This window comes from Acidisoma sp. C75 (assembly GCF_054665095.1).
Window position 1 is genome coordinate 141,170 of the sequence record NZ_BAAFHD010000003.1, and the last position, 23,105, is coordinate 164,274.

The 23,105-nt window shown below is 70.4% G+C and carries 22 protein-coding genes; 9 read left to right on the forward strand and 13 right to left on the reverse strand.

The features are described 5' to 3' along the window. The 4 genes from ACYQ7X_RS05035 to ACYQ7X_RS05050 all read right to left on the reverse strand — a co-directional run bounded on the left by ACYQ7X_RS05035 (window position 1) and on the right by ACYQ7X_RS05050 (window position 3,708). Window positions 1-822 (reverse strand): metal ABC transporter permease, encoded by an 822-nt coding sequence (locus tag ACYQ7X_RS05035; protein ID WP_459695759.1) that lies wholly within the window; start codon window positions 820-822, stop codon window positions 1-3. Window positions 823-830: 8 nt separating this feature from the next. After that, on the reverse strand, window positions 831-1,760 hold the full coding sequence (locus ACYQ7X_RS05040) for a metal ABC transporter permease (protein WP_459695760.1): 930 nt from the start codon (window positions 1,758-1,760) through the stop codon (window positions 831-833). Window positions 1,761-1,762: 2 nt separating this feature from the next. Then, window positions 1,763-2,641: a metal ABC transporter ATP-binding protein gene (locus ACYQ7X_RS05045; protein ID WP_459695762.1), complete on the reverse strand. Its 879-nt coding sequence runs from the start codon at window positions 2,639-2,641 to the stop codon at window positions 1,763-1,765. 89 nt (window positions 2,642-2,730) lie between these two features. Continuing rightward, on the reverse strand, window positions 2,731-3,708 hold the full coding sequence (locus tag ACYQ7X_RS05050; protein ID WP_459695763.1) for a metal ABC transporter solute-binding protein, Zn/Mn family: 978 nt from the start codon (window positions 3,706-3,708) through the stop codon (window positions 2,731-2,733). A 220-nt stretch (window positions 3,709-3,928) separates the two neighbouring features. Here ACYQ7X_RS05050 and ACYQ7X_RS05055 point away from each other — a divergent pair, with 220 nt between their 5' ends. Further along, complete coding sequence (locus tag ACYQ7X_RS05055) at window positions 3,929-4,300, forward strand: response regulator (RefSeq protein WP_459695764.1); 372 nt, start codon at window positions 3,929-3,931, stop codon at window positions 4,298-4,300. A gap of 98 nt (window positions 4,301-4,398) precedes the next feature. On the opposite strand, the gene ACYQ7X_RS05060 is transcribed toward ACYQ7X_RS05055, so the two are convergent. Continuing rightward, entirely contained in the window at window positions 4,399-4,656 is a 258-nt protein-coding gene (locus ACYQ7X_RS05060; protein WP_459695765.1) for a hypothetical protein, read from the reverse strand. Between the two features lie 305 nt (window positions 4,657-4,961). Here ACYQ7X_RS05060 and ACYQ7X_RS05065 point away from each other — a divergent pair, with 305 nt between their 5' ends. From ACYQ7X_RS05065 to ACYQ7X_RS05075, 3 genes are all read left to right on the forward strand, one after another. Then, window positions 4,962-5,216 (forward strand): hypothetical protein, encoded by a 255-nt coding sequence (locus tag ACYQ7X_RS05065; protein ID WP_459695766.1) that lies wholly within the window; start codon window positions 4,962-4,964, stop codon window positions 5,214-5,216. A gap of 12 nt (window positions 5,217-5,228) precedes the next feature. Further along, window positions 5,229-6,395 carry a serine hydrolase domain-containing protein gene (locus ACYQ7X_RS05070; RefSeq protein ID WP_459695767.1) on the forward strand — a complete coding sequence of 389 codons (1,167 nt, stop codon included), beginning with the start codon at window positions 5,229-5,231 and terminating at the stop codon, window positions 6,393-6,395. A 203-nt stretch (window positions 6,396-6,598) separates the two neighbouring features. Continuing rightward, window positions 6,599-6,778 (forward strand): entericidin A/B family lipoprotein, encoded by a 180-nt coding sequence (locus tag ACYQ7X_RS05075; protein WP_459695768.1) that lies wholly within the window; start codon window positions 6,599-6,601, stop codon window positions 6,776-6,778. A gap of 50 nt (window positions 6,779-6,828) precedes the next feature. Here the strand turns inward: ACYQ7X_RS05075 and ACYQ7X_RS05080 are convergent, their stop codons facing one another. From ACYQ7X_RS05080 to ACYQ7X_RS05090, 3 genes are read right to left on the reverse strand one after another with little or no spacing between them, the layout of a single operon-like run. Then, window positions 6,829-8,091 carry a M20/M25/M40 family metallo-hydrolase gene (locus tag ACYQ7X_RS05080; RefSeq protein ID WP_459695769.1) on the reverse strand — a complete coding sequence of 421 codons (1,263 nt, stop codon included), beginning with the start codon at window positions 8,089-8,091 and terminating at the stop codon, window positions 6,829-6,831. Then, the gene (locus ACYQ7X_RS05085) at window positions 8,088-9,836 is read right to left on the reverse strand and encodes an ABC transporter ATP-binding protein (RefSeq protein WP_459695770.1); all 1,749 of its coding nucleotides are present in this window, start codon (window positions 9,834-9,836) and stop codon (window positions 8,088-8,090) included. Before ACYQ7X_RS05085 ends, ACYQ7X_RS05080 begins: the two co-directional genes overlap by 4 nt. Window positions 9,837-9,850: 14 nt before the next feature. After that, entirely contained in the window at window positions 9,851-11,062 is a 1,212-nt protein-coding gene (locus ACYQ7X_RS05090) for a CCA tRNA nucleotidyltransferase (RefSeq protein WP_459695771.1), read from the reverse strand. Between the two features lie 188 nt (window positions 11,063-11,250). On the opposite strand from ACYQ7X_RS05090, the gene ACYQ7X_RS05095 reads away from it, so the two are divergent. After that, a complete protein-coding gene (locus ACYQ7X_RS05095; RefSeq protein ID WP_459695772.1) occupies window positions 11,251-14,016 on the forward strand; it encodes a PfkB family carbohydrate kinase in 2,766 nt (921 codons plus the stop codon). Beyond that, window positions 14,013-14,996 (forward strand): ADP-glyceromanno-heptose 6-epimerase, encoded by a 984-nt coding sequence (gene rfaD, locus ACYQ7X_RS05100; RefSeq protein WP_459695773.1) that lies wholly within the window; start codon window positions 14,013-14,015, stop codon window positions 14,994-14,996. The genes ACYQ7X_RS05095 and rfaD overlap by 4 nt, the downstream gene beginning before the upstream one ends. Before the next feature lie 38 nt (window positions 14,997-15,034). Here the strand turns inward: rfaD and ACYQ7X_RS05105 are convergent, their stop codons facing one another. Together ACYQ7X_RS05105 and pdxA are read right to left on the reverse strand one after the other, a co-directional pair. Next, window positions 15,035-15,454: an NUDIX hydrolase gene (locus tag ACYQ7X_RS05105; protein ID WP_459695774.1), complete on the reverse strand. Its 420-nt coding sequence runs from the start codon at window positions 15,452-15,454 to the stop codon at window positions 15,035-15,037. Window positions 15,455-15,566: 112 nt separating this feature from the next. Beyond that, on the reverse strand, window positions 15,567-16,553 hold the full coding sequence (gene pdxA / locus ACYQ7X_RS05110; protein WP_459695775.1) for a 4-hydroxythreonine-4-phosphate dehydrogenase PdxA: 987 nt from the start codon (window positions 16,551-16,553) through the stop codon (window positions 15,567-15,569). Window positions 16,554-16,654: 101 nt separating this feature from the next. Here pdxA and ACYQ7X_RS05115 point away from each other — a divergent pair, with 101 nt between their 5' ends. From ACYQ7X_RS05115 to ACYQ7X_RS05125, 3 genes are all read left to right on the forward strand, one after another. Further along, window positions 16,655-17,386 (forward strand): 2OG-Fe dioxygenase family protein, encoded by a 732-nt coding sequence (locus ACYQ7X_RS05115; RefSeq protein ID WP_459695776.1) that lies wholly within the window; start codon window positions 16,655-16,657, stop codon window positions 17,384-17,386. 32 nt (window positions 17,387-17,418) lie between these two features. Then, complete coding sequence (locus ACYQ7X_RS05120) at window positions 17,419-18,159, forward strand: pyridoxine 5'-phosphate synthase (RefSeq protein ID WP_459695777.1); 741 nt, start codon at window positions 17,419-17,421, stop codon at window positions 18,157-18,159. A 160-nt stretch (window positions 18,160-18,319) separates the two neighbouring features. Further along, complete coding sequence (locus ACYQ7X_RS05125) at window positions 18,320-19,516, forward strand: TDT family transporter (protein WP_459695778.1); 1,197 nt, start codon at window positions 18,320-18,322, stop codon at window positions 19,514-19,516. A 28-nt stretch (window positions 19,517-19,544) separates the two neighbouring features. Here ACYQ7X_RS05125 and ACYQ7X_RS05130 read toward each other — a convergent pair whose 3' ends face one another. From ACYQ7X_RS05130 to ACYQ7X_RS05140, 3 genes are read right to left on the reverse strand one after another with little or no spacing between them, the layout of a single operon-like run. Further along, entirely contained in the window at window positions 19,545-20,342 is a 798-nt protein-coding gene (locus tag ACYQ7X_RS05130) for an alpha/beta fold hydrolase (protein ID WP_459695779.1), read from the reverse strand. After that, window positions 20,335-20,589: a biotin/lipoyl-containing protein gene (locus tag ACYQ7X_RS05135; RefSeq protein ID WP_459695780.1), complete on the reverse strand. Its 255-nt coding sequence runs from the start codon at window positions 20,587-20,589 to the stop codon at window positions 20,335-20,337. Before ACYQ7X_RS05135 ends, ACYQ7X_RS05130 begins: the two co-directional genes overlap by 8 nt. 18 nt (window positions 20,590-20,607) lie before the next feature. Further along, window positions 20,608-23,067, reverse strand: coding sequence for an alpha-ketoacid dehydrogenase subunit alpha/beta (locus tag ACYQ7X_RS05140; protein ID WP_459695781.1), 2,460 nt, complete (start codon window positions 23,065-23,067; stop codon window positions 20,608-20,610). Between the last annotated feature and the right edge of the window lie 38 nt (window positions 23,068-23,105).

The following is a 23,105-nucleotide window of genomic DNA, read 5'->3' on the forward strand; positions in this document are numbered from 1 at the left end:
TCAGACGGCGGGGGCTGCCGGGGCGCGGCGCTGGAGCGCGCCGAGGCGGGGCGCCGCCCAGCCGGCGCCGGCATAGAGGAGTGCCGCGATACCGCCGACGAAGCAGCCGATCGGCCAGTCGGTCTCATAGGCGAGGGCGATCGCGGCCCAGACGGTGAACAGCGAGAGACCGGCGGAGAGCGCCAGCGCGCTGCCCGGGCGGCTGGCGAGGCGGCGGGCGGCGGCCGGCGGCCCGACCATGAGGCTGAAGACCAGGAGCGCGCCAACCACCGGCAGGGTGGCGGCGGTGGCGAGGCCGAGAAGGGCGAGGAAGAGGAGATCCGTGCGCCCCGGCCGGCCGCCTTGGGCCGCGAGCAGATCGGCCGAAAGCGCACCGAGCAGCAGCGGCCGGAAGGCGAGGGCGATGGCGGTGAGGATGACGAGGGCGAGCAGCGCCACCGGCAGGATCTCCGCCCGGCTCACCGCCACCAGCTGGCCGAAGAGCAGGGCATAGACGCCCTGGGCGTAATGGCCCGAGAGGCTGAGGAAGAGCGTGCCGAGGCCGAGCAGCGCTATCAGGGTGAGGGCGGTCGCCACATCCCGCCGCTGCCGGCGCCCAAGCTCAGCGATGCCGAGCACGCCGAGAAGGGCAAAGGCCACGAGCCCCCAGAATTGCGGCAGGCCGAGCAGATCGGCCGCCGCCGCGCCGGGAAAGGCGCTGAGCGGCAGGGCATGGGCAGCGAAGCTCGCCCCGCGCAGCACGACGAAGAAGCCGACGATCCCGGCGAGCAGGCCGACCAGGGTGCCGAGCAGCCAGCCATTGAGCATGAAGGAGGCGAACATCAGCCGCCTCAGCCTGCGGCCGCCGGGCCGCGCGCCGCGGGGCCGCCCGCCGCTCGGGCGCTCGCCGCTCGGCTGCGCAGCCGCAACCCTCGCCCGGCGCCGAGCAGCAGGTGCAGCACGAAGATGAGGCTCACCACGAAGAAACTGACCGGCCAGGCATGCCCCGGCGTCCAGTCATAGCTCACATAGGCGAGCAGGATGCCGCCCCAGGTGGTGGCGAGGCCCAGCAGCATGGCGAGCAGCACCGCCCGGCCGGGGCTGCGGGCGAGGCGCACCGCCGCCGCCGCCGGGCCGATGAGCAGCGCGGTCGAGAGAATGGCGCCGACGGTCATTGCCGAGAGGGTGACGGCGAGGGCGAGCACCACGAGGTGCAGCAGGCTGACGGCGCGGGGCGCAAGACCCTGGGCGGCGGCGAGATCGGCGCCGAGCGCCGTCAGCAGCAGCGGCCGGAAGGCGAGGATGCAGGCCGCCAGTGCGGCAGCGCCCAGCAGCAGCGCGGGTGCTACGAGCCCGGGCGGGATCGCGAAGATCGAGCCGAACATCACGGCGACGGCCGCCCCGCCCGAACTCCGTGCCGCAATCGCGAAATGCAGAAGGAGGGCAGTAAGGCCGAGCCCCGCCCCCATGACGATGCCGGTCGCGAGATCCCGCTGCCGCCCATGGCGGAGGCCGGCCGCCTCCAGCGCGCCGGCGGCGATCAGCGCGATGCCGAGGAAGCCCCAGAGCGGGCTGATGCCGAGCAGGAAGGCCGCTGCCCCGCCCGCGCTGGAAAGATCGGCCAGCGCATGGCCGGCGAAGCTCTGCCCGCGAATGACGGTAAAGACGCCGATGATCGCCGAGACGAGGGCAGCGCCACCGCCGACGGCAAGCGCCGTCTGCACCGGGCCGCTCGCCAGGAAGCCCGCGGGCAGCAGAGCGGGCAGGGTCAGGAGCGACATGCTCAGCGCAGGCCGAGCAGCGGGGCGGCGCCGGTGCGCGCCTCCCGATCCGCATCGGGGCCCGTATCGGCGCGCGCGGTGCCAGCCCCTGGCGGCAGCGGCGGCTGCGCGATTTCCGCGGCGGGGACGATCAGCACCCGGCCATGCACGCGCAGCACCTCGACCGGATGGCCGTAAAGCCCGCTCAGCACCGCGCTGCGGATCACCGCCTCCGTCGGCCCGGCGGCGGCGCGGCCTTGGGCGAGATAGACCACCTGATCCATCGCGCCGAGCAGGGGGTTCATGTCATGCGCCGAGACGAGGATGCTGACCCCGGCTTCGGCCGCGAGGCGGCGGAGCAGCGCCACCACCTCGGCGACCGCGCGGACATCGAGATTGGCCAAGGGCTCATCGAGCAGCAGCAGCCGCGGGCGGCGGATCATTGCATGGGCGATGAGGATGCGCTGCTGCTGGCCGCCCGAGAGCGCGCCGATGCGCTGGTCGGCGAAGGCTTCCGCGCCGACGGCGGCGAGCATCGCGGAGACCCGCGCCCGCCGCGCGCGGGAGGGGAGCGGCAGGCCGAAAGCCGCGCCGTCGAGCCCGAGGGCGACGACATCGCGCGCCCGCAGCGGCAGGTCGCTCTCGAAACCGATGGCTTGCGGCACGTAGCCGATGAAGCCGCGCGGTGCCCGGCTTTGCCCCGCGAAGCGGATGGCGCCGGGTGCGGCCGGCACCAGGCCGAGAATGGCGCGGAGCAGCGTCGTCTTGCCGGAGCCATTGGCGCCGATCAGCCCGCAGAGGCTGCCCGGGGCGAGGGTGAAGCGCACCGCGCGCAGCACCTCCCGCCCGGCGCGGGAGACCGTCAACCCCGCCACATCCAGCGTCTCTCTGCGGTCGGTCATCGGCATCGGCGGTCGTGGCTCGGCTCGTGGTTCGGATCGGCGCCGGGCACAGGCTGGCCGGCGGTGGTGATGCTGGTGCCAGGCGGTGTTCACGGGGCCGGCTGGGGTGGCGGCAGCAGGCTTTCGGTTGAAACCCGCGCGGCCAGGGCCCGGCGCAGCGCGGCGGCTTCGGCGAGCATCCAACTCTGATAATGATAGCCGGGCTCCGGCATGGTTTCATAGAGGCCGACGACGGGAATGCCGTGCTTGCGGGCAAGTGCCAGGAAGCTCGCGGTCAACGGGTCCGTCACCTGCTGGTTGTAGAGCAGCACCCGCACCATCCGCCCGGCCAGCAGCCGGTTCTGCCGGCTCACATCCTGCGGCGCCGGATCGGTATCGTTCATGATGGCGGCTTCGAGTGCGAAAGGGGTGAGGATGCGGGCCCCGGCGGCGACCAGCATGGCATCGCCCACCGGCTCCGTCACCGCCACGGGCGCGCCCGGGAAATCGCGCGCGAGGGCGCCGAGCGCCGCATCCCACGGCTGGAGGCTCGCATCGAAGGCCCGCGCACGTTCCGCGAAGACCGCTGCCTGTGCCGGATCGAGATGGCCGAGTGCCTGCGCGATGGCGGCGGCGACGGCCGGCATCGTCGCCGGATCGTACCAGAGATGCGGGTTGGGCGTCGCGTCGCTCAAATGCCGCAGATGCTGGACGTTGATGACGATGCGGCCGCGGCGGGGCGCGGCTGCGATCATCTTGTCGGCCCAGGCGTCGTAGCCGAGCCCGTTCTCGACGATGAGGGCGGCGCCGGCGATCTCGCCCGCGATGCGGGGGCTGATCTCGAAACTATGCGGATCGGTATTCGGATCGCTGATGATCGAGCGCGCCACGACCGCCGATCCGCCGATCTGGGCGATGACATCGGCGTATTCGTTCTCGATGCCGATCGCGGCGATCGGCGCCTGGGCGGCGGCGGGCGACGCCTGGCCGAGCAGAAGCGCCGCGGCGGCGAGGACGAGGCCGGGAAGCAGGCGGCGGGCAGCAAGCAGGCGGCGGGAAAGCGGAAGGTGGTCTCGCAGCGGGCGCATTCTGGTCTCCGAGGTTGGCCAGAACGTTATAACATAACATTTGATCGCGTCCAGCAGCGGTGGGTCTTGAGAGGATGACGGGCTTGTGCGCGCGGCCAGGCGGCCGGCTATCCGCGGCGCCCTTGTGCGGCGCCCCCGGCGCGCCACGTCTGAAGGCCGAGCGAGGTGACCCAGCGCGATGCAAGCCACCAACTCTCTTCCGCCGAGCGGAGCGCCGACCGTGCTCGTGGTTGAAGACGAGGTGTTGATCCGCCTCGTCATCGCCGACCATCTTCGCGAAAGCGGCTATCAGGTGATCGAAGCAGGCGATGCCGCGGAGGCGCTCGGCGTGCTGCGCTCACCGGCGGGGGTGGATGCCGTCTTCAGCGATGTGCAGATGCCGGGGGATCTGGATGGCTTCGCCCTGGCGCAATGGATCAAGCGCCATCGTCCGGGGGTGAAGGTTCTGCTGACCTCGGGCAATGCCCGCAGTGTCGCGGCGGCGCATCAGCTTTCCGCCGAAGGCCCGTTCGAGGCCAAGCCCTACCACCCGCGGGTGATCCTCAGCCGGCTGCATGACTTGCTCGGCGAAGGCGCCCCGGAAGCAGGGTGAGGGCGATCGGCCTTCTGAGAGCCGGAGATAGGCGAGGGGCTCGAAAGAGCAGGCAGGCCAGGGCCTGGGCGGAGCCGCACCCAGGCCCTGCCGGGCAGTTAGCGGCGGTAGGTGCCGGCGACGATGGCGGGCAGGTCGGCGCGGCTGAAGCCAAGCTCGCCGAGTTCGCGATCGCTGTAGGTGTCAAGCTCCCGCGCCATCACCAGGCGTTCGCGGCGTTCGGCCCGGCGCTCGGCCAGGTTCTGGGCGAGGAGGCGGAGGCCGCGGAAGGCGGTGGCGAAACCGAGGAAATCGGTCGCGGTCGGCAGGTCGTTCTGGCGGAACTGGGTGCCGTTGAAGTTTGCGAAACCAGCCATGGGAGAAGCTCCTAATCTGTTGTTGCAGCGCACCATATGCGTTTCAGCGATCAATGTCCAGAATAACGTGCATCATTCGCTACAACGAATGCGTAAAGCCGGCATGCACGAATGTTATGGTGATAGACAATTGCAACCAAAAAATGGACGCGGGAAGGCCGTCGCTCGCTTGCGCTCCCGCCTGTCGCGGCCAGCTTGATACGGGGGTGGGGCGTTCTTCCCGCGCGGATGATGTCATCCGCGAGGATCTGCTTTAGCCTCGGCTTCGCCCGGATCAGGACCGGATCAGAAAAGGACGCGCACCCATGTCAGCAAGCGGCGGCGGAGCCGGCGGCCCGCGCTTCGATCCGGATCGGATCGACAGCTACATCGCCCTCGCCCGCATCCATGGCGAGACCGCGGATACCGCGCAGCGCCTCGCCGACCTTGAGGATCTCGCCCGCGTGCTCTGGCGGCTGTTGACGCCGGAACAGCGCGAGACCTTCCGCGCCGAGCCCGAGATCCTCGCCCTGGCCGATAACTTCGGGGATTTCGCGGATGATCGGAATGCGGATTTCTGAGGCAGGACGGTGATGGTGATGGTCGAGAAAGCGGCGGCCCGCGCGATCGATGCGCTGCTCCTGCGGGTGTTGGACGAGCAGCGGCTGGTGGGTGGCGTGGTCCATATCCTGCGCCATGGCCGACGCGTCTATGATGCCGCCTTCGGCCTTGCTGACCGCGAGACGGGGGAGCCGATGCGGCCCGGCACCGTCTTTCGGCTGGCGAGCATGACGAAGCCGATCGTCTCGGTCGCGACCCTCGCGCTCGCCGAGGCCGGGCTCCTGGCCCTGGATGATCCGGTGACGCGCTTTCTCCCCGGCTTCATCCCGCGCACCAGCGAAGGCACGCCGGCGGTGATCACGCTCCGCCATCTCCTCACCCATACCGCCGGGCTTTCCTATGGTTTCCAGCAGCCAGAGCCGAGCGCCTATGTCGCCGCCGGGATTTCGGACGGGCTGGACCGGCCGGGCATCGATCTCGCGGAAAATCTCCGCCGCCTCGCCGCCGAGCCGCTGCGCTTCGCGCCCGGCAGCGGCTGGCACTACTCCCTGGCGACCGATGTCCTGGGCGCGGTTTTGGAAGCCGCCACCGGGCAGAGCCTGCCGAGCATCATCGAGGAGCGGGTGACGGGCCCGCTCGGCATGGGCGAGACCTCTTTCCTCGCCAGCGCCGAGACGCCGCTCGCCACGCCCTATGCCGATCCGCCGGAACCAGGCGCGCCGCCCCAGCGCATGACCGATCCTTTCGTGCTGCACGAAGCGGAGGGCGGCACGGTGCATTTCTCGCCCGGCCGCGCCTATGATGCCGCCGCCTACCCCTCGGGCGGCGCGGGCATGATCGGCACGGCGGCCGATTATCTGCGCTTTCTCGAAGCGATCCGCGGTGGCGGCGCGCCGATCCTCTCCCCGGCCTCGGCCGCCGTCTTCACGCGTGATGCGATCCCGGCTCTCGCCCTTGACGATCCAGGCTGGGGCTTCGGCCTCGGCGTCGCCTGCCTGCGCGATCCGGCAGCCGCCCAGACGCGGCAAGGCCCGGGCAGCTGGCGCTGGGGTGGCGCCTATGGCACGAGCTTCTGGGTCGATCCGCAAGCGGGGCTGAGCGCGGTCGCCCTCACCAATACCCGTCAGCAGGGCAGCAATGGCGATTTCGCGAGCGAGATCGTCGCCGCCGCCTATGCCCTGTCCTCCACCGCCCACTGAGCGCGGTTCCATGACAGGAATGTGACGGCCCGTTGTTGCTTCCCCTCCCCGGCCGGGCGCCCACCTCTCCCTGATCGGTGAGCCGTCGGGCAAGGGCAGACTGATCGCGCCATGCTCGCCGCTCCTCGTCAGTCTTGTGGCGAGCATGGTTCCCCGCCGGGTAATTCCATCCGGCCAGGGTCTGCTCCAGGGAGTTCGGATCTATGAGGAAAGCAATAGCGGCAGAGATGGGCTGGATGCGTCTCGCGCTCCTCGGCCTCGCCCTCGCCGGCGCGACGATCAGCCTGGCCGGCTGCAACACCGTGGCCGGCGCCGGCCAGGACGTGAAGAACACCGGGCAGGCAACCACCAATGCCGCCCAGGCCGTGCAGCAGAAGATGTGAGCCGTCGGCCGGGCACGTCGGCGCCGCTGTCGCTGCCTGCGGCCTGCGGCTCAGCCCGGCAGCAGGCGGGTGAGGGCGAGCGCCACCACCTCGGTCGCGGCCTTGAGATCAGCGAGGGCGAGGTTCTCATCCGCGCGGTGGCCGTTGGCCTCCAGCATGGTGCGGGGCCCGGCGCCGTAGAGCACGGTCGGGATGCCGCGCTCGGTATAGAGCCGGGCATCGCAATAGATCGGCGTCCCCTCGGCGCCGATCTCTTCGCCGAGCACCAGCCCCGCCGCTTCGCGCAGGGCGGCGACAAGCCTCTCCTGCCCCGGCACAACCGCCATCGGCCGCACCACCAGGATCTGCGCGACATCGACGGTGATGCCCGGCAGGCCGGCGGCGGCCGCGGCGATAACGTCGCGCAGCTCCTGCTCCACCGCATCGGGCTTCTCCTCGGGGATCATCCGCCGGTCGATCCGGAAGCTCACCTTGTCCGGCACCACATTGGTGTTGATGCCGCCGCTGATGAGCCCGACGTTGAGATTGGCGTGGCCGATGCCGGCAACCGCCGAAACCCGCGCGGCAAGGCCGCTGCGGAAGGCATAGAGCGCGGTGAGCACCTGGGTCGCCGCGGCCAGCGCATCGGCCCCGGTTTCCGGCCGCGCGGCATGGGCGGAGCGGCCGCGCACCGTCACCTCCAGATGCAGGCAGCCATTATGGGCGATCGTTACGCCATAGGCGAAGCCGGCGCTGATCGCGTAATCCGGGCGTGATAGGCCCTGCTCCAGAATCCAGCCCGGGCCGATCAGCCCGCCGGTTTCCTCATCGTAGGTAAGGTGCAGCTCCACCGTGCCGCCGAGCGCCGCGCCCGCGGCACGAAGCGCGAGCAGCGCGAAGGCATAGGTCGCGAAATCCGATTTGGACACGGCGACGCCGCGGCCGAACATGCGGCCATCGACAATGGCGGCGCCATAGGGCTCCTGCGTCCAACCCTCGCCAGGGGCGACGACATCGCCATGCGCGTTGAGCGCCACTACCGGGCCTTGGCCGAAACGATCACGGATGATGAGATTGGTGGCCGAGATCATGCCCGCCGCGCGCACCAGCGCCGCCGGCACCGGATGGCGTTCGACGGTGAAGCCGAGGCCTTCCAGCAGATCGGCCGTGCGGGCGGCATGGGGCGCGCAATCGCCCGGCGGATTGTCGGACGGATGGCGGACGAGGGCGGCGAGAAACGCCACCTGCTCTGCGAACCGGGCCGAGACGGCTTCGCGGATGGCGCGGTCCCGCATCTCCTGGTTCGTGGCCCCGTCTCGCGCGTCATCGCTCATGGCATCAACCCCTGGGTTCGTACCAGCCGCGCATAGACCCCATCCGCGGCCATCAGTTCGGCATGGGTGCCGCTTTCCACCGCCCGGCCCTCGGCCATGACGACGACCCGGTCGGCGCTGCGCACGGTGGAGAGCCGATGCGCCACCACGATGGTGGTGCGCCCTTCGCGCAGGCGGGTGAGGGCGGTCTGCACCGCCGCTTCGCTTTCCGCATCGAGCGCGCTGGTCGCCTCATCGAGCAGCAGGATGCGCGGATTGCGCAGGAAGGCGCGGGCGAGCGCCACCCGCTGCCGCTGCCCGCCCGAGAGACGGTTGCCGCCATGGCCGACCATGGTTTCCCCCTGCTCGGGCAGATCGGCGATGAAGAAGGCGGCGGCCGATTGCGCGGCGGCGAAAACCTCGGCGTCCGAGGCCTCCGCCCGGCCCATGCGGATATTCGCCTCCACCGTATCGTCGAAAAGCAGCGAATCCTGGCCGACATAGGCGATGGCGCTGCGGAGGCTGGCCAGGGTCGCGCGGCGGATATCCATGCCGTCCACCAGGATCGCCCCGCCCTCCACCTCGTAGAGGCGGGGAATGAGGGCGAGCGCGGTCGATTTTCCCGCGCCCGAGGCGCCGACGAGGGCGATGGTCTGGCCCGGCCGCGCCTCGAAGCTCAGGCCGCGCAGGCCCGGCCGGCCATCGGGATAGGTGAAGCTGACCTCTTCGAAGCGCAGCGCGCCCGGGCCCGCCGGCAGGGGCTGCGCCTGCGGTGCATCGGTGATCGCCGGCGGCTCGTCAATCACCGAAAAGACGCGGACGAGGCCGGCGAGCCCCTCCTGCACCGCGGCGTTGAGCGAGCCGAGCGCGCGGAGCGGCCGCGAGGCCAGCATCAGCGCGGCGACGAAGCCGGAGAAATTGCCGAGCGTCGCCGTGCCCGCCGCGGCCCGCCAGCCGGCGAAGCCGATGACGAGCGCAACGGTGACGCCCCCCAGCACTTCGAGCATCGGGTCGGTCCGCGCGCGGGAGCGCACCATTCGGAGCAGCGCGCGATAGAGCTGGCCGAAGACCTGCTCGGCGCGGCGCCGCTCGGCGGCTTCGAGCCCGTAGGCGCGCACCGTGCGGCTTTGCGCGAAGCTCTCGTTGAGCATCATCGCCGTCTCGCCCATGCGCTCCTGCATATTGCCCGAAGCGCGGCGCACGCGCTTGCCGATGCGCTGCACCGGCACCGCCGCCAGCGGGTAGAGGGCGAGCGCCAGGACGCTCAGCAGCCAGTCCATATAGATCATCGAGGCGAGCAGGCCGATGACCGTCATCGCATCCGAAACGCCGTTGACGGCGCGCGTCATCGCCTCGCGGATCGTCGTCGCGTCGGTCGTGAAGCGGGCGGCGAGCTGGGCCGGGGCCTCGCGCTCCATCCGCTGGAGATCGGCCGTCATGAGATGGCCGAACATACGCACCTGCAGATCCCGGATGACGAGCAGCACGAGGTTCTGCGTCGCCACCGACTGGCCGAACTGCACCGCCGCCTTGAAGCCGGTGACGATGAGGACGAGGATCGGGATCTGGTAGAGGATGCGCTGGTCCTTCCGCACGAACATGCTGAAGGCCTGGTCGATCACCGCGGGGTAGAGCGCGGTCGCCCCCGCCACCAGGGCGGTGAGGATCGCCACGATGACGATGCGCCCCTTGTAAAGGCGCAAATGCTCCCGCCACAGGCGCGAGACCAGGACGCGGGTCGATTCGTCGGTCGGGAATGTGCTCATCGGCGGCGCGTGTATCAAGAACGCGCGCGCCCGGCCACCCTGGCGAGGGCTGCCCGGCAGGCTTGCGCATCATCGCGGCAGCCGCGCGCCAGCCACCAGCGGCGTACTTCGGCCAGGGCGGCACCGAGGGCGGGGCCCGGCGGCAGGCCGAGCGCGATGCCGTCGCGGCCGTGCAGCGGGAAGACCGGCACCGGCATGGTGGCGATGCGCCTGCGCAGCAGGGCGGCGGCCTCCCCCGGCGGATGATGCAGAAAGACGCGCCCGATCAGCCGGTCCTTCGGCGTCTCGGCCAGTGCCTGGCGCAGTGCGGCATCGCTCGCATCGAGCGGCGGCGGCGGGGCGCCGAGCCCGGCAAGCTTGCCGCGTTCGGCGGTGGAGAGCTTCCAGCGCCGGGCCACCGCCTCCGCCGCTTGCGGCGCCGCGGAGGCTGGGCTGCCGCCGATGAGGGCGGCGAGCCGCAGCACCGGCTCGGCCGGCGCTTCGCCCGCGATCAGCCGGTCGAGCCCGGCAGGCCAATCGGCCGACGCCTCCGGCAGGAGGGCGGCGAGGATGCCGAGTTCCGCCATCAGGCCGAGGCCGGCACGGGGATCGTCCGTCCCCAGGATCCGCTTCATCTCGGACCAGACGCGCTCCGCCGACAGGCGGCCGAGCTTGTCGTGGGCGGCGGCGAGCGCCTCGGCCGTCGCCGCGTCAGGCGGCCTCCGCCCATAGCGGATCTGGAAGCGGAAGTAGCGGAGCACGCGGAGGTAATCCTCGGCGATGCGCGCGGCCGGGGCGCCCACGAAGCGCACCCGCCCGGCCGCCAGATCCTCCCGGCCCGCGAAGTAATCGAAGAGCGTGCCGTCGGCCGTGAGGGACATGGCGTTGATGGTGAAATCCCGCCGCGCCGCGTCGGCCGCGAAATCATCGGTGAAGGCCACCACCGCGTGCCGGCCATCGGTCTCCAGATCCTGGCGGAGGGTGGTGATTTCGAGGCTCGCCCCGCCCGCGATGGCGGTGACGGTGCCATGCGCGAGGCCGGTCGGGATCACCCGCAGGCCAGCCGCGCCGAGTGCCGCGATGACCGCATCGGGGCGGAGCGGTGTGGCGATATCGACATCATGCACCGGCCGCCCGGCGAGCAGATCGCGCACCGCGCCGCCGACGATGCGCGCCCCAGGCAGGGCCTGCAGCACGGGCGCGACGCCGGGAAGCGCCAGGAGTGGTGCGGGATCGATGCGCTGCATGGCCTCTCGTCGGAACCGGGGCGCGCCGGAGGGCGGCGGGCGGCTCCATTCCCTAGAGCAGATCCTGCTCCGATGGGAAAGGGCGGCGCGGCGGCGCGAAGGGCCGCGCCCGAAAAGCGGCATTTGGCCATTTTCGCCGCGGCGGAGTAAGCGGGGAGCGCGAGACGAGCCCGAGGGAGCCTGATCCGATGCCGATGCCGATCGCCGATATCCTGGCCGCGATGAAGGGGCGGCGTGCGCTCGTGATCGGCGATGTCATGCTCGACCGCTTCATCTATGGCCGCACCGATCGCGTGTCGCCGGAAGCGCCCTCGCTCATCCTCGCTGCCGAGCGGCAGGAGGAGATGCTGGGCGGGGCGGCCAATGTCGCGGTCAATCTGCTCGGCCTCGGCGGGCGCTGCCGGCTGCTCGGCCTCGTCGGCGCCGATCCGGTGGCGGGGGAGCTTGGCCGCGAACTCGCGCGGCATCCGGGGATCGAGGCGGATCTCGTGCCCGATCCGGAGCGGAGCACGACGGTCAAGATCCGGCTGGTCAATCCGCAATACAACACCCATCTCCTGCGGCTCGATTGGGAGACGGCGCGGCCGGCGGCGGGCCCAGTGCTCGCGACCCTCATCGACCGCGCGCTCGGCGCGATCGGGGAGGCCGATGTCGTGATCCTCTCCGACTATCTCAAGGGCGTGCTGCACCCCGATCTCATCGCGGCGGTCGCCGCGGCTGCGGCCCGGCAGGGGGTGCCGGTGATCGTCGATCCCAAGGGGCGGGATTTCGCCCGCTATCGCGGGGTGAGCGTGATCGCCCCCAATCTGCACGAACTCTCCCTTGCCCTCGGCCGGCCGGTGCCGCAGGAGGAGGGGGCGGTGGCGGAGGCCGCCGGCGCGCTTTCCGAGATGACCGGCGTGCGGGCGATCCTCGTCAAGCGCAGCCAGCATGGCGTGCAACTGGTCGAAGGCGGCCGCACGGTCGCGCGCTTCGCCTCTGTCGCCCGGCGGGTGGTGGATGTCTCCGGCGCCGGAGATACGCTCGTCGCCGCCTTCGCCATGGCGCGGGCGGCAGGCGCGGAGATGGAAGCCGCGACCCGCATCGCCAATGCCGCGGCCGGGGTCGCCGTCGCCAAGAAAGGCACCGCGCAGACGAGCGCGGCGGACCTCGCCGAGCTTTTGCTGGAGCGGCACGAGCACCGGATTTCCGGCAAGATCTTCGGCACGGTGGAGGCGCTGGCCGCCACGGTCGCCGCCTGGCAGGCGGAGGGGCTGGCCGTGGGCTTCACCAATGGCTGCTTCGATCTGCTGCACCCGGGCCATATCTGGACGCTGACCGAGAGCCGCAACCGGGTGGACCGGCTGGTGCTGGCGCTGAATGCCGATGCCTCGGTGAGGCGCCTCAAGGGGCCGGACCGGCCGGTGCAGAACGAGGCCGCGCGGATGACGGTGGCGGCCGCCCTCGAAGCCGTGGATGCGGTCATCCTCTTCGCGGAGGATACGCCGCTCTCCCTCATCACCCGGCTGCGGCCCAACGTGCTGTTCAAGGGGGGCGATTACAGCCTGGAAACGGTGGTCGGCTGGCAGGAGGTCGAGGCCTATGGCGGGCGGGTGGAGATCATCCCCTATATGCCGAACACGAGCACGACGGAGATGATCGGCCGCATGCGCCGCATGGAACAGGCTGAGAAGGGCGGCATCGGCACCGGCAGCATCATCCCCCCGGCGGTGGCCGCACCCCGCGCCGTGCCCCCCGGCGCGCAAAGCGTGCCGGCGGCCCCGGCCGCGGGCAGCCTGGGCGCGCCGCTCCGCACCCCGGCCGTGCAGGCGGCGGCATCAGCCGCGCTCGGCTGGCTGCGGCAGGAGGCCTGGCCTTTCTGGCTCGCGCGCGGGATCGACCGCGCGGCCGATGGTCGGCCGATCGGCTTTCACGAATACCTCTCCCTCGCCGACCAGGGCTGCGCGGCGGAGTTCCGCCGCCTGCGGGTCGTCACCCGGCAGACCTTTGTCTTCGCCGAAGCCTGCCGCGCGGGCTTCGCGCAGGCGGCCGAGGCGGTCGATCTCGGGCTGCATTATCTGCGCACCCATGCCTTCGACGTCGATGGCGGCTATCATTGGCGCTTCGATCTCGCCGGCCGGGTGATCGACCCGCGGCGCGATCTCTACGACCATGCCTTCGTGCTGCTCGCCCTTGCCGCCGCCATGCGGGTGCGGCCGAGCGAGACCATCCGGGCGGAGGCGCTGGCGCTTGATGGCTATCTCCAGGCAGTCTTCCGCCACCCGGCCGGCGGCTATGCCGAGAGCGTGCCGCCGAGCCTGCCGCGCCGGCAGAACCCGCATATGCACCTGCTGGAAGCCTGCCTGCTGGCGGCCGAGGCCTTCGGCGCCGATCCCTTCCTGCAGCGTGCCGCCGGCATCGTCGATCTCTTCCTCACCCGCTTCTTCCAGTGGGAGGAGGGCGCGCTGCCGGAATTCTTCGATAGCGGCCTGGTGCCGCATCGCGAAGGCGGGCGCTTCGCGGTGGAGCCCGGGCACCATGCCGAATGGAGCTGGCTGCTCGCCTGGTTCCGCGCCCGGGCGGAAGCGGCCGGGCTGCCGGTGCCGCCCCGGCTCGCCCCCGCGATCGCCGGGCTGCTCGGCTTCAACGATCGCTTCGGCCGCCATCCCGAGACCGGCGCCCTCATGGACGGGCTCCTCAGTGACGGCAGCGTGACAGCGCCGGGCCAGCGCCTCTGGCCGCAGACGGAGCGGCTGAAGGCGGAATTCCTCCGCCCGGATGCGAGCGAGCAGGGCATCCTCGCAGCCTTCGCGGTGCTGCAGGCCTATCTGGAGCCGGCGCCGCCGGGGCTCTGGATGGAACAGCGGCTCGATCACGGCGGTTTCGCCGATCTGCCGGCGCCGGCCAGCAGCCTCTATCACCTGACCTCCGCCGGCATGACGGCGCTGGATCTGATCGGGAGTGCCGCCGCATGATCGTCATCACCGGTGGGGCGGGCTTCATCGGCTCCAATCTCGTCGCCGCCCTCAACGAGGCCGGGCGGCATGACATCGTCGTCTGCGATTTGTTGCGCGATCAAGGAAAGTGGCTCAACCTCCGCAAGCGTATCGTGCAGGACATCGTGCCGCCGGACGAGCTGATGGCCTGGCTCGGCCGCCGCCACGATATCGAGGCGATCCTGCATATGGGCGCCAATTCCTCGACCCAGATGACGGACGGGGACGAGGCGATGCGGCGGAATTTCCGCTTCTCCCTCAACCTGCTCGACTGGTGCGCCGAGCATCGCAGCAAGCTCATCTACGCCTCCTCGGCCGCGACCTATGGTGACGGCGCGGAGGGCTTCGAGGATGACCTCTCGCTCGACTATCTCCGCCGCCTGCGCCCGCTCAATCTCTACGGCTGGAGCAAGCATCTCTTCGACCAGGTGGTGGCGACGCGGGTGCAGGAAGGGCGGGCGCTGCCGCCAGTCTGCGTCGGGCTGAAATTCTTCAACGTCTTCGGCCCCAACGAATATCACAAGGGGCCGATGATGAGCCTCGTCTCCAAATACTTTCCCCGCATCCGCGCGGGCGAAACGATCGACCTCTTCCGCAGCTACCGGCCCGACTACGCCGATGGCGAGCAGCTGCGCGATTTCGTCTACGTGCAGGATATCGCGGCGGCCATCCTCTGGCTGCTTGCGGGCTATCGCGGCGCCAGCCTGTTCAACCTCGGCAGCGGCCGGGCGCGCAGCTTCATCGACCTGGTCGGCGCGATCTTCGACAGCCTCGGCCGCGAGCGGAAGATCCGCTTCGTCGAAATGCCGGAAGCGATGCGCCCGCGCTACCAGTATTTCACCGAGAGCAATCCCGCCCGCCTGCAGGCGGCGGGCTACAACCGCCCGGGCACGCCTCTGGAAGAGGCGGTTGGGCATTTCGTCTCGACCTATCTCGATACCGAGGACCAGTATCGCTAGGTTCCGCGCGCCCGCCGCCTAGGTGCAGGCTTGCCGGGCTAGCGCCAGGCGTCGAGCAGCAGGGCGAGGCCGCCTTCATCCACGCGCTCGACCGCGGCCTCGACCGGGAACCAGGCGCGCTCCCGCTCCGCCTGTTCCCGCCACTTGGCCGCTTCGAGCGTCACGCGGAGGGGAAAGACATCGACCAGGCAGAGCCGCTGCTCCCCATCCGGCAGCAGCTTGGTATAGGGATAGCTGCCGATTGCCGCCCGCGCGATGACGCCTTTGACCCCCGCCTCCTGGAAGGCTTCGATCTCGGCCACCCGGTAGGGCTTCTTCCCCGCCATCGGCCAGCCTTTCGGGATCACCCAACGCCGCGTCTCCCGACTGGTGATGAGCAGGATTTCGACACCGCGCGGCCCCGGGCGATAGGGCAAGGCGCCGTATTGGATGTCACCCTCGCGCTGAGATCTAGACATCGGTCCGACATGGGTATGCGGCTCGGCGATGTCTTGTCTTTTTCCGACACGAGGCCTCGCCTCTTCGGCCATCCGCGGGCGATGGCCTTTGTGCGATGGCGCCCGCCACCCGCTAAGCCCCCGAGGCCGCCAGCATGGCGCGCGCCTGCCGGCAGGCGGCGGCAAGGCTCGCCTCGCTCGCGATCCCCTGGCCCGCGATCTCGAAGGCGGTGCCGTGATCGACGCTGGTGCGCGGGAAGGGCAGGCCGACGGTGATATTCACCCCCTCGTCGAGCCCGAGATACTTGACCGGGATCAGCCCCTGATCGTGATACTGGGCGACGACGATATCGAATTCCCCGGCGCGGGCGCGCATGAAGACGGTATCCCCAGCGAGCGGGCCGACCGCCTCGATCCCCTCGGCTTTTGCTTGCGCGACCGCCGGGGCGATCACCGCGCAATCCTCCTGCCCGAACAGCCCGCCTTCCCCGGCATGCGGATTGAGCCCGGCGACCGCGATGCGCGGACGGGCAAGGCCGAACTGCCGCCCCGCCTGGTGCGCGAGGCGGATGGCGCGCATCTCGTTCTCCGGCGTCACCAGCCGCACCGCCTCGGCCAGCGGCACATGGATGCTGACGAGGAGCACGCGCAGTTCCCGGTTGGCGAGCATCATGGCGTAATCCGGCACGCCCGCCCGTTCGGCGAGGATTTCGGTATGGCCGGGATAGTCGATCCCGGCGGCATGCAGCGCCGCCTTCGAGATGGGCGCGGTGACGATGCCGCCGATCGACCCGGCGAGCGCCGCCGAGATCGCCCCGTCGATCGCGTCGAAGGCGGCGCGCCCGGCACGCGCATCCACCTGGCCGAGCGGCAGATCCTCGGGCAGGGTGCTGACGGGCAGGAGGTTGATGACGCCTGGCGCGATCCGCGCTTCCGCTGGCGCCGCGATGCGGTTGATCTGCACCGGCGCTTCCAGCAGCCCCGCCGCGCGGGCGAGCGCCCCGGCATCGCCGAAGACCACGGCATGCGGCGCCTGCCGGCCGGCAAAGAGCTTGACGACGATTTCCGGCCCGATGCCGGCGGCATCGCCCATGGTGATCCCGAGTAGCGGCTGCGTCATGCACATGATTCCCCTGCGGCCCACCCTCCACCTGGAGCCTCGGGGCTGGTGTACAAAGGCCGCGGTATTCATGTGACCCGAGGATGAGGACCGTTCAAGCCATGCCCAGCACAGGACCGGATGAAGAGCGGATCGCCGCCGCGGTTGCCGAGGCGGGTTTCGCCCAGGTTCTGGCAAGCGCGATGGCGCCCATCCTCGTGGCCGAGGGCCTGGCGGACTGGGCGGCCTTCGCCGCGAGCTGGGACGATCTCGGCCTCGATCGCTACATGGCCGATGGCGGGCGCTATCGGCGCCGGCGCTTCGCCGCCTTCGCCGCCGGCCCGGCCGGGATCGAGCGCAAGCCGCACCAGCCGCATTATCAGAGCCGGGACTACAATGCCCTCAATGGCGGGGTGGAGCGGTGGTTCGAGCCGGTGCGCGAGGAGATCGCGGCGCATCCTGCGGCGCGCGCCATCCTCGCCTTCTGCAACCGCCTCTTCACCCGCCTCACCCCGGCGGCGGAGCGGCCGGCGCGCTGGCATGTGGAGATGCACCAGTTCCGCATCGAGGCGGCGAGCGGCGGCGAAGGCCGGCCGACGCCCGAGGGCCTGCACCGGGACGGCGTCGATTGGGTGCTGGTGCTGCTGGTGCGGCGCGAGAACGTGGCCGAGGGCGAGACCAGCATCACCGATCTCGCGCGCCGCCCGGTCTCCCGCTTCACCTTGGCCGAGCCGCTTGACGCCGCGATCGTCGATGATGGCCGCGTCTTTCACGGGGTGACGCCGGTGCATCCGATCGAGGCCGGCAAGCCTGCCTTCCGCGATGTGCTCGTCGTCACCTTCCGCCGCGAATAGCCGCGCTTTTCCCCGACCGACCGGAGGCCCCGATGGCCAAGCTCAGCGTCAATCTCAACAAGATCGCGCTTCTCAGGAATTCGCGCCATACCGGCGTGCCGGATGTGGAGCGCTTCGCCCGGCTGGCGCAGGCGGCCGGCGCCGACGGGCTGACCGTGCATCCGCGGCCGGACGAGCGGCATATCCGCGCGAGCGATGTCGCCATGCTCGACCGGCTGATGCGCCCCTGGCGGCCGGGCTTCGAGTTCAATATCGAGGGCTATCCGGATGCGCGCTTCATGGCGCTGGTGGCCGAGGTGCGGCCCGAGCAATGCACGCTGGTGCCCGATGCGCCGGGCGCCTTCACCTCCGATGAGGGCTGGAAGCTCGATGCCGCGCAGGCGGCGGTGGCTGCCCCCGCGATCGCCGCGCTGCGCGCGCAGGGCACGCGGGCGATCCTTTTCGTCGATCCCGATCCGGCGATCGTGCCACGCGCGGCCGAACTCGGCGCCGAGGGCATCGAGATCTATACCGGCGGCTATGCCGAGGCCTTTCGGGCCGGCCGCGCGGAAGGCCTGCTCGCCGCCTGCGCGGCGGCCTCGGCGGCAGCGCGGGCGCGGGGCCTTGCCGTCAATGTCGGCCATGATCTCAACCTCGCCAACCTGCCGGCGCTGGTCTCGGCCATGCCGGCCCTTGCCGAAGCCTCGATCGGCCATGAATTGACGGCGGATGCGCTGGAGATGGGCTGGGCCGAGGCCATCCGCCGCTACAAGGCGGCCCTCGCCGGAGACTGAGAGATCAATCTATAATTGAGATTGAAAAATCGGAAATAGCTTGTTTTTCTGATGAGTTTGAGACGCTAGGTTTCGGGCTGTTCTTCATGGTCCTGCACGCGCCGGCCGGTTCCGATCTTCTCGGGCCAAGGCCGGAGCCCGCAAGGTAGGAGGTTTCCCGATGTCCGAGACGAGTCTTGCCAGTAGTTTCCCCGCCGCGCCGCCCCGCTGGGCGGAGCGCCGGTCCGGTCTGCTGGAAGTGGTGCGGCAGTTCACGCCCAACTGGTTCACGGCCACCATGGGCACCGGCATCCTGGCGCTCTGCGTCAATCTGGCGGGCGGCACGATCCCGGCGCTGCATGAGGCGGCGATCGCGCTCTGGCTCTTCAACATCGCGCTCTTCCTCGCTATCAGCCTGCTCTACGCCGCGCGCTGGGTGCTGTTCTTCGGCGGCGCCAAGCGCATCTTCGGCCATTCTGTGATGTCGATGTTCTTCGGGGCGATCCCGATGGGCCTCGCCACCATCATCAACGGCTTCGTCGCCTTCGGGGTGCCGCTGATCGGCGCGGGCTGGGTGGTCCGCATCGCCTTGCCGCTCTGGTGGGTCGATGTGGCGCTCTCGCTCGCCTGCGGGCTTCTGGTGCCCTTCCTGATGTTCACCCGCCACGATCATGCGATGGAGCGCATGACGGCGGTGTGGCTGCTGCCGATCGTGGCGGCTGAGGTCGCGGCGGCGAGCGGCGCGCAGATCATCCCCCTGCTCGGGGATGCGCATCTCGGCTTCACCCTGCTGCTGCTCTGCTACGCGCTCTGGGCCTATTCCGTGCCGCTGGCGATGGGCGTGCTGGTGGTGCTCTTCCTCCGCCTCGTGCTGCACCGGCTGCCGCATCGCGACATGGCGGCCTCCGGCTGCCTCGCGCTCGGGCCGATCGGCACCGGCGCGCTGGCCCTCCTGCTGCTGGGCGCCGATGCGCCACGGGCGGCGGCGGCCATCGGGATGCCGATGCTGGGGCCGGTGGCGCAGGGGATCGGCCTGATCGGCGGGGTCGCGCTCTGGGGCTATGGCCTCTGGTGGCTGGCGCTCGCCGTGCTGACGACGCTGCGCTACCTGCGGCGCGAGGGCATGCCCTTCAACCTCGGCTGGTGGGGCTTCACCTTCCCCCTCGGCGTCTATAGCGCGGCGACGATCGCGCTTGCCCACCAGACGGGGCTGCTGCTCTTCAGCCTCGCCGGCACCGGCTTCGTCATCCTGCTCGCCCTGCTGTGGGCGATCGTCGCCGCCGGCACCCTCCGCGGCGTGCTGCGCGGCACGCTGTTTCACAGCCCTTGCCTGGCGCAGGGCGCGGTGCCGGCTGATGCAGCGGCGGATATCGTCTGAGCCGAGCGTGCCGGGGCAGGGCGCGCGGTCAGCGGGACCGCGCGTCCAGCCCGGTGATGAGCGGCATCACCTGTCGCAGCCCCTCCATATGCGGCACATGGCCGAGGCCGTGGAAGAGATGCAGGGAAGCATAGCCCGGCAGCGGCGCCGCGGGCGGGGCCAGCACGGTATCGGCCGCCCCCCAGAGAATTTGCGCCGGCATCGGCAGCGCGGCGAGCGCGGCCTCCGCCTCCACCCGCCGCGCCCAGATCTCCTCAGCCGTCGCCGCCATCGCCTGCCAGGCGGCATAAGTGTGCGGCCGGCGGCGCGCGGCGAGCACGCCTTCGACGATCTGCCGGCCGAGGATCGCCGGATTGGCGACGAGCGGGGCGAGCGCGGCGCGCATGCCCTCGGCATCCTCGGCGGCGAGCAGCCCCTGGATGAACCCGCGGTCGAACCCCGAGCCGAGGCCGGCCGGCGCGATCAGCGTCAGCGCGCGCACCTCTGCCGGTGCCCGCGCCGCGGCGGCGAGCACGATCGCGCCGCCCATGGAATGGCCGACGAGATGGACCGGCCGGCCTTCGCCGAGTTCGGCCGCCGCCGCAAGCACGATCGCGGCCAGCCGATCGAGCCCGGCGCCATCCTCGGCCGGGATCAGCCCATGGCCGGGCAGGTCGATCGCGAAGACCCTCGCCCCCGCTTCGGCAAGCGCCGGCTGGTTGAGCGACCAGGAACGGGCGTCGGCCGCGAAGCCGTGGACGAGCAGCATCGTCCGCTCCGCCCCGCCGGCCTTCGGCGCGGCCTTGAGGTAGGAGAGACGCTCCCCGGCTACCGCGATCTCAGGCATCGCCGCCATCGTCCACGGCGATGATGCCGAGCACGGCGCCCACCGGGGCGATCTCCTCCTCATCGACCACGATCGTCTTGAGCGTGCCGCTCGCCGGGCTTTCGAGATCCATGTCGAGCTTCGGCGTGGAGATGACGGCGATGACCTCGCCCTTCTCCACCGCGTCCCCTTCGGATTTCACCCAGGTGCGCAGCTGGCCTTCCTCGATTTCGACACCAAGCACCGGCATGACGAGTTCAACATCCATGACGCGCGTCTTCCTTTCTCAAAGCCCCATGCGGGCGAGTTCGAGGCTATCCCATCCCCGCGCGCCCGTCGCCGGTCGGCTCTTGCCGGGGATCAGCTCGTTGCAGACGACATCGACGATGTCATGCGCCTGGGGGAAATAGCTCGCTTCGAGGTCCGCCCCCGGCACGATCCAGTTGGGCGCGCCCAGCACCCGGACCGGGGCGCGGAGCGTGGCGAAGCCGAGGCGCTGGATATTGGCCGCGAGCGTCATCAGCATGCTGCCGCGCTCGCAGGCTTCCGAGACGAGCAGGATGCGCCCCGTCTTGGCGAGCGAGGCGAGGACGGGCGCATAGTCGAAGGGCACGAGGCTGCGGGCGTCGATGATCTCGGCCGCGATGCCCGCTTCCGCTGCCAGCACCTCCGCCGCCTCCATCGCCTTGTAGAGCGACGGCCCGATGGTGAGGATGGTGACATCGCCGCCCGCGCGCTTGATATCCGGCGTGCCGATCGGCAGCGTGTAATACTCCGCCGGCACGCCGTCGGGCCGGAACAGCTCCGTCGTGTCGTAAAGCCGCTGGCTTTCGAAGAAGACGACCGGATCGCTCCCCGCCAGCGCCGCCGCCATCAGCCCCTTGGCGTCATAAGGCGTCGCCGGATAGACGACCTTGAGGCCGGGAATATGCGCGACCAGCCCCGTCCAGTCCTGGCTGTGCTGCGCGCCGTATTTGGAGCCGATGGAGCAGCGGAGGACGAGCGGCATGCGCAAAGCGCCGCCCGACATCGCCTGCCATTTGGCCATCTGGTTGAAGATCTCGTCCCCCGCGCGGCCGATGAAATCCGTATACATCAGCTCGACGATGACGCGCCCGCCGGCAAGCGCGTAGCCGACGGCGCTGCCGACAGTCGCCGCTTCCGATATCGGCGCGTTGAACAGGCGATGATAGGGCAACACTTCGGAGAGTCCGCGATAAACGCCGAAGGCGCCGCCCCATTCGCGGTTTTCCTCGCCATAGGCGATGAGCAGGGGATCGTGCTGGAAATGGTGCAGGATCGGCTCGAAGAGCGCGTCGCGGATCGTGATCGCGGCCATCGGCGAAAGCTTCTTGCCCTCGGCTGAGCGCCCGGCGCGGCTGCGCTTGGCGAGTTGGATCACGCGGCTGCACGTTTCCACCGGGGCCGAAAGCTCTCCGCCGCCGGGCAGATTCCGCGTCTCGTTCGAGAACATGAGCCGGCCGACGATGAGCGGGTCCTCCGCGACGGCGATGGGCGGCGCGGTTGCCGGATCGACCGAGAGGGCGGTGATGGCGCGCACCATCTCCTGCACGTGGGCGGCCATCTCAGCCTCGGCATCCTCGGTAAGCAGGCCAGCCGCCTTGAGGGAGGCCGCGAAACCGGTGATCGGGTCGGCGCCGCGCCAGGCCTCGATCTCCTCCTTGGTGCGGTAGGCGCTGGCATCGGTCGTTGAATGGCCAACGAAGCGGTAGCATTCGGCGTCGATCAGCGCGGGCCCCTGGCGGGCAAGCAGGAGATCGCGCTTGCGCACCACGGCATCCCGCACGGCGAGCGGATTGGTGCCATCCACCGTCTCGGCATGCATGTTCTCGGCATTGAAGCCGGCGCCGAGGCGGGAGAGCCGATCCCAGGCGGCCGTTTCGCCATTGGTCTGGCCGCCCATGGCGTAGAAGTTGTTGTGAAAGAGGAAGAGCACGGGCAGGCCACCGCGATGCGCCGCATCCCAGAGCTTGGTGAGCTGGCCCATGCCGGCGAGGTTCATCGCTTCCAGCACCGGGCCGCAGCCGGTCGATCCATCGCCGATATTGGCGACCGCGATGCCCGCCCCGTGCAGCTTCTTGTAAAGCGCGGCTCCCGTGGCGATCGCGGCCGAGCCGCCGACGATGGCGTTGTTCGGGTAGATGCCGAAGGGCGGGAAGAAGGCATGCATGCTGCCTCCCATGCCGCCATTGAAGCCGTTGCCGCGCATGAGGATTTCCGACAACAGGCCGAAGAGCAGGAACTGCTCGGCGCGTTCGGTGATGCTGTTCGTCGGCATATGCCCATCGAGCGTGCGGAGCAGCCGGCCGCCGCCTTCCTGCTCCATGATGGCGGCAAGCGCGTCTGCCGACAGCCGGCTGATGGCGGACAAGCCTTTGGCGATGAACTCGCCATGGCTGCGATGCGAGCCGAAGACGTGATCCTCGGGCGAAAGGGCGGCCGCCGAGCCGACCGCCACCGCCTCCTGGCCGATCGAGAGATGCGCCGGCCCGCCATAGAGGTATTTGATGCCGGCATAGACCCCCTGGCCCTTGAAGGCCGCGAGCATGGTTTCGAATTCCCGGATCAGCATCATGTCCCGCAGCATGCGGAGCAGCGCCGCATCGCCAAGCGCCGCGCGTTCGGCGGCGAAGGGCGTGGCATAGGCGTGCAGCGGAATGGGGGCGACGGCGAGTTGGCCGGGCTGGCGTGTCACCGCCGGATCGATATGCAGCGCCTTGGGCATGCGGAAACTCCTCCCGATCGTGCGAACGTCGCGGCTTA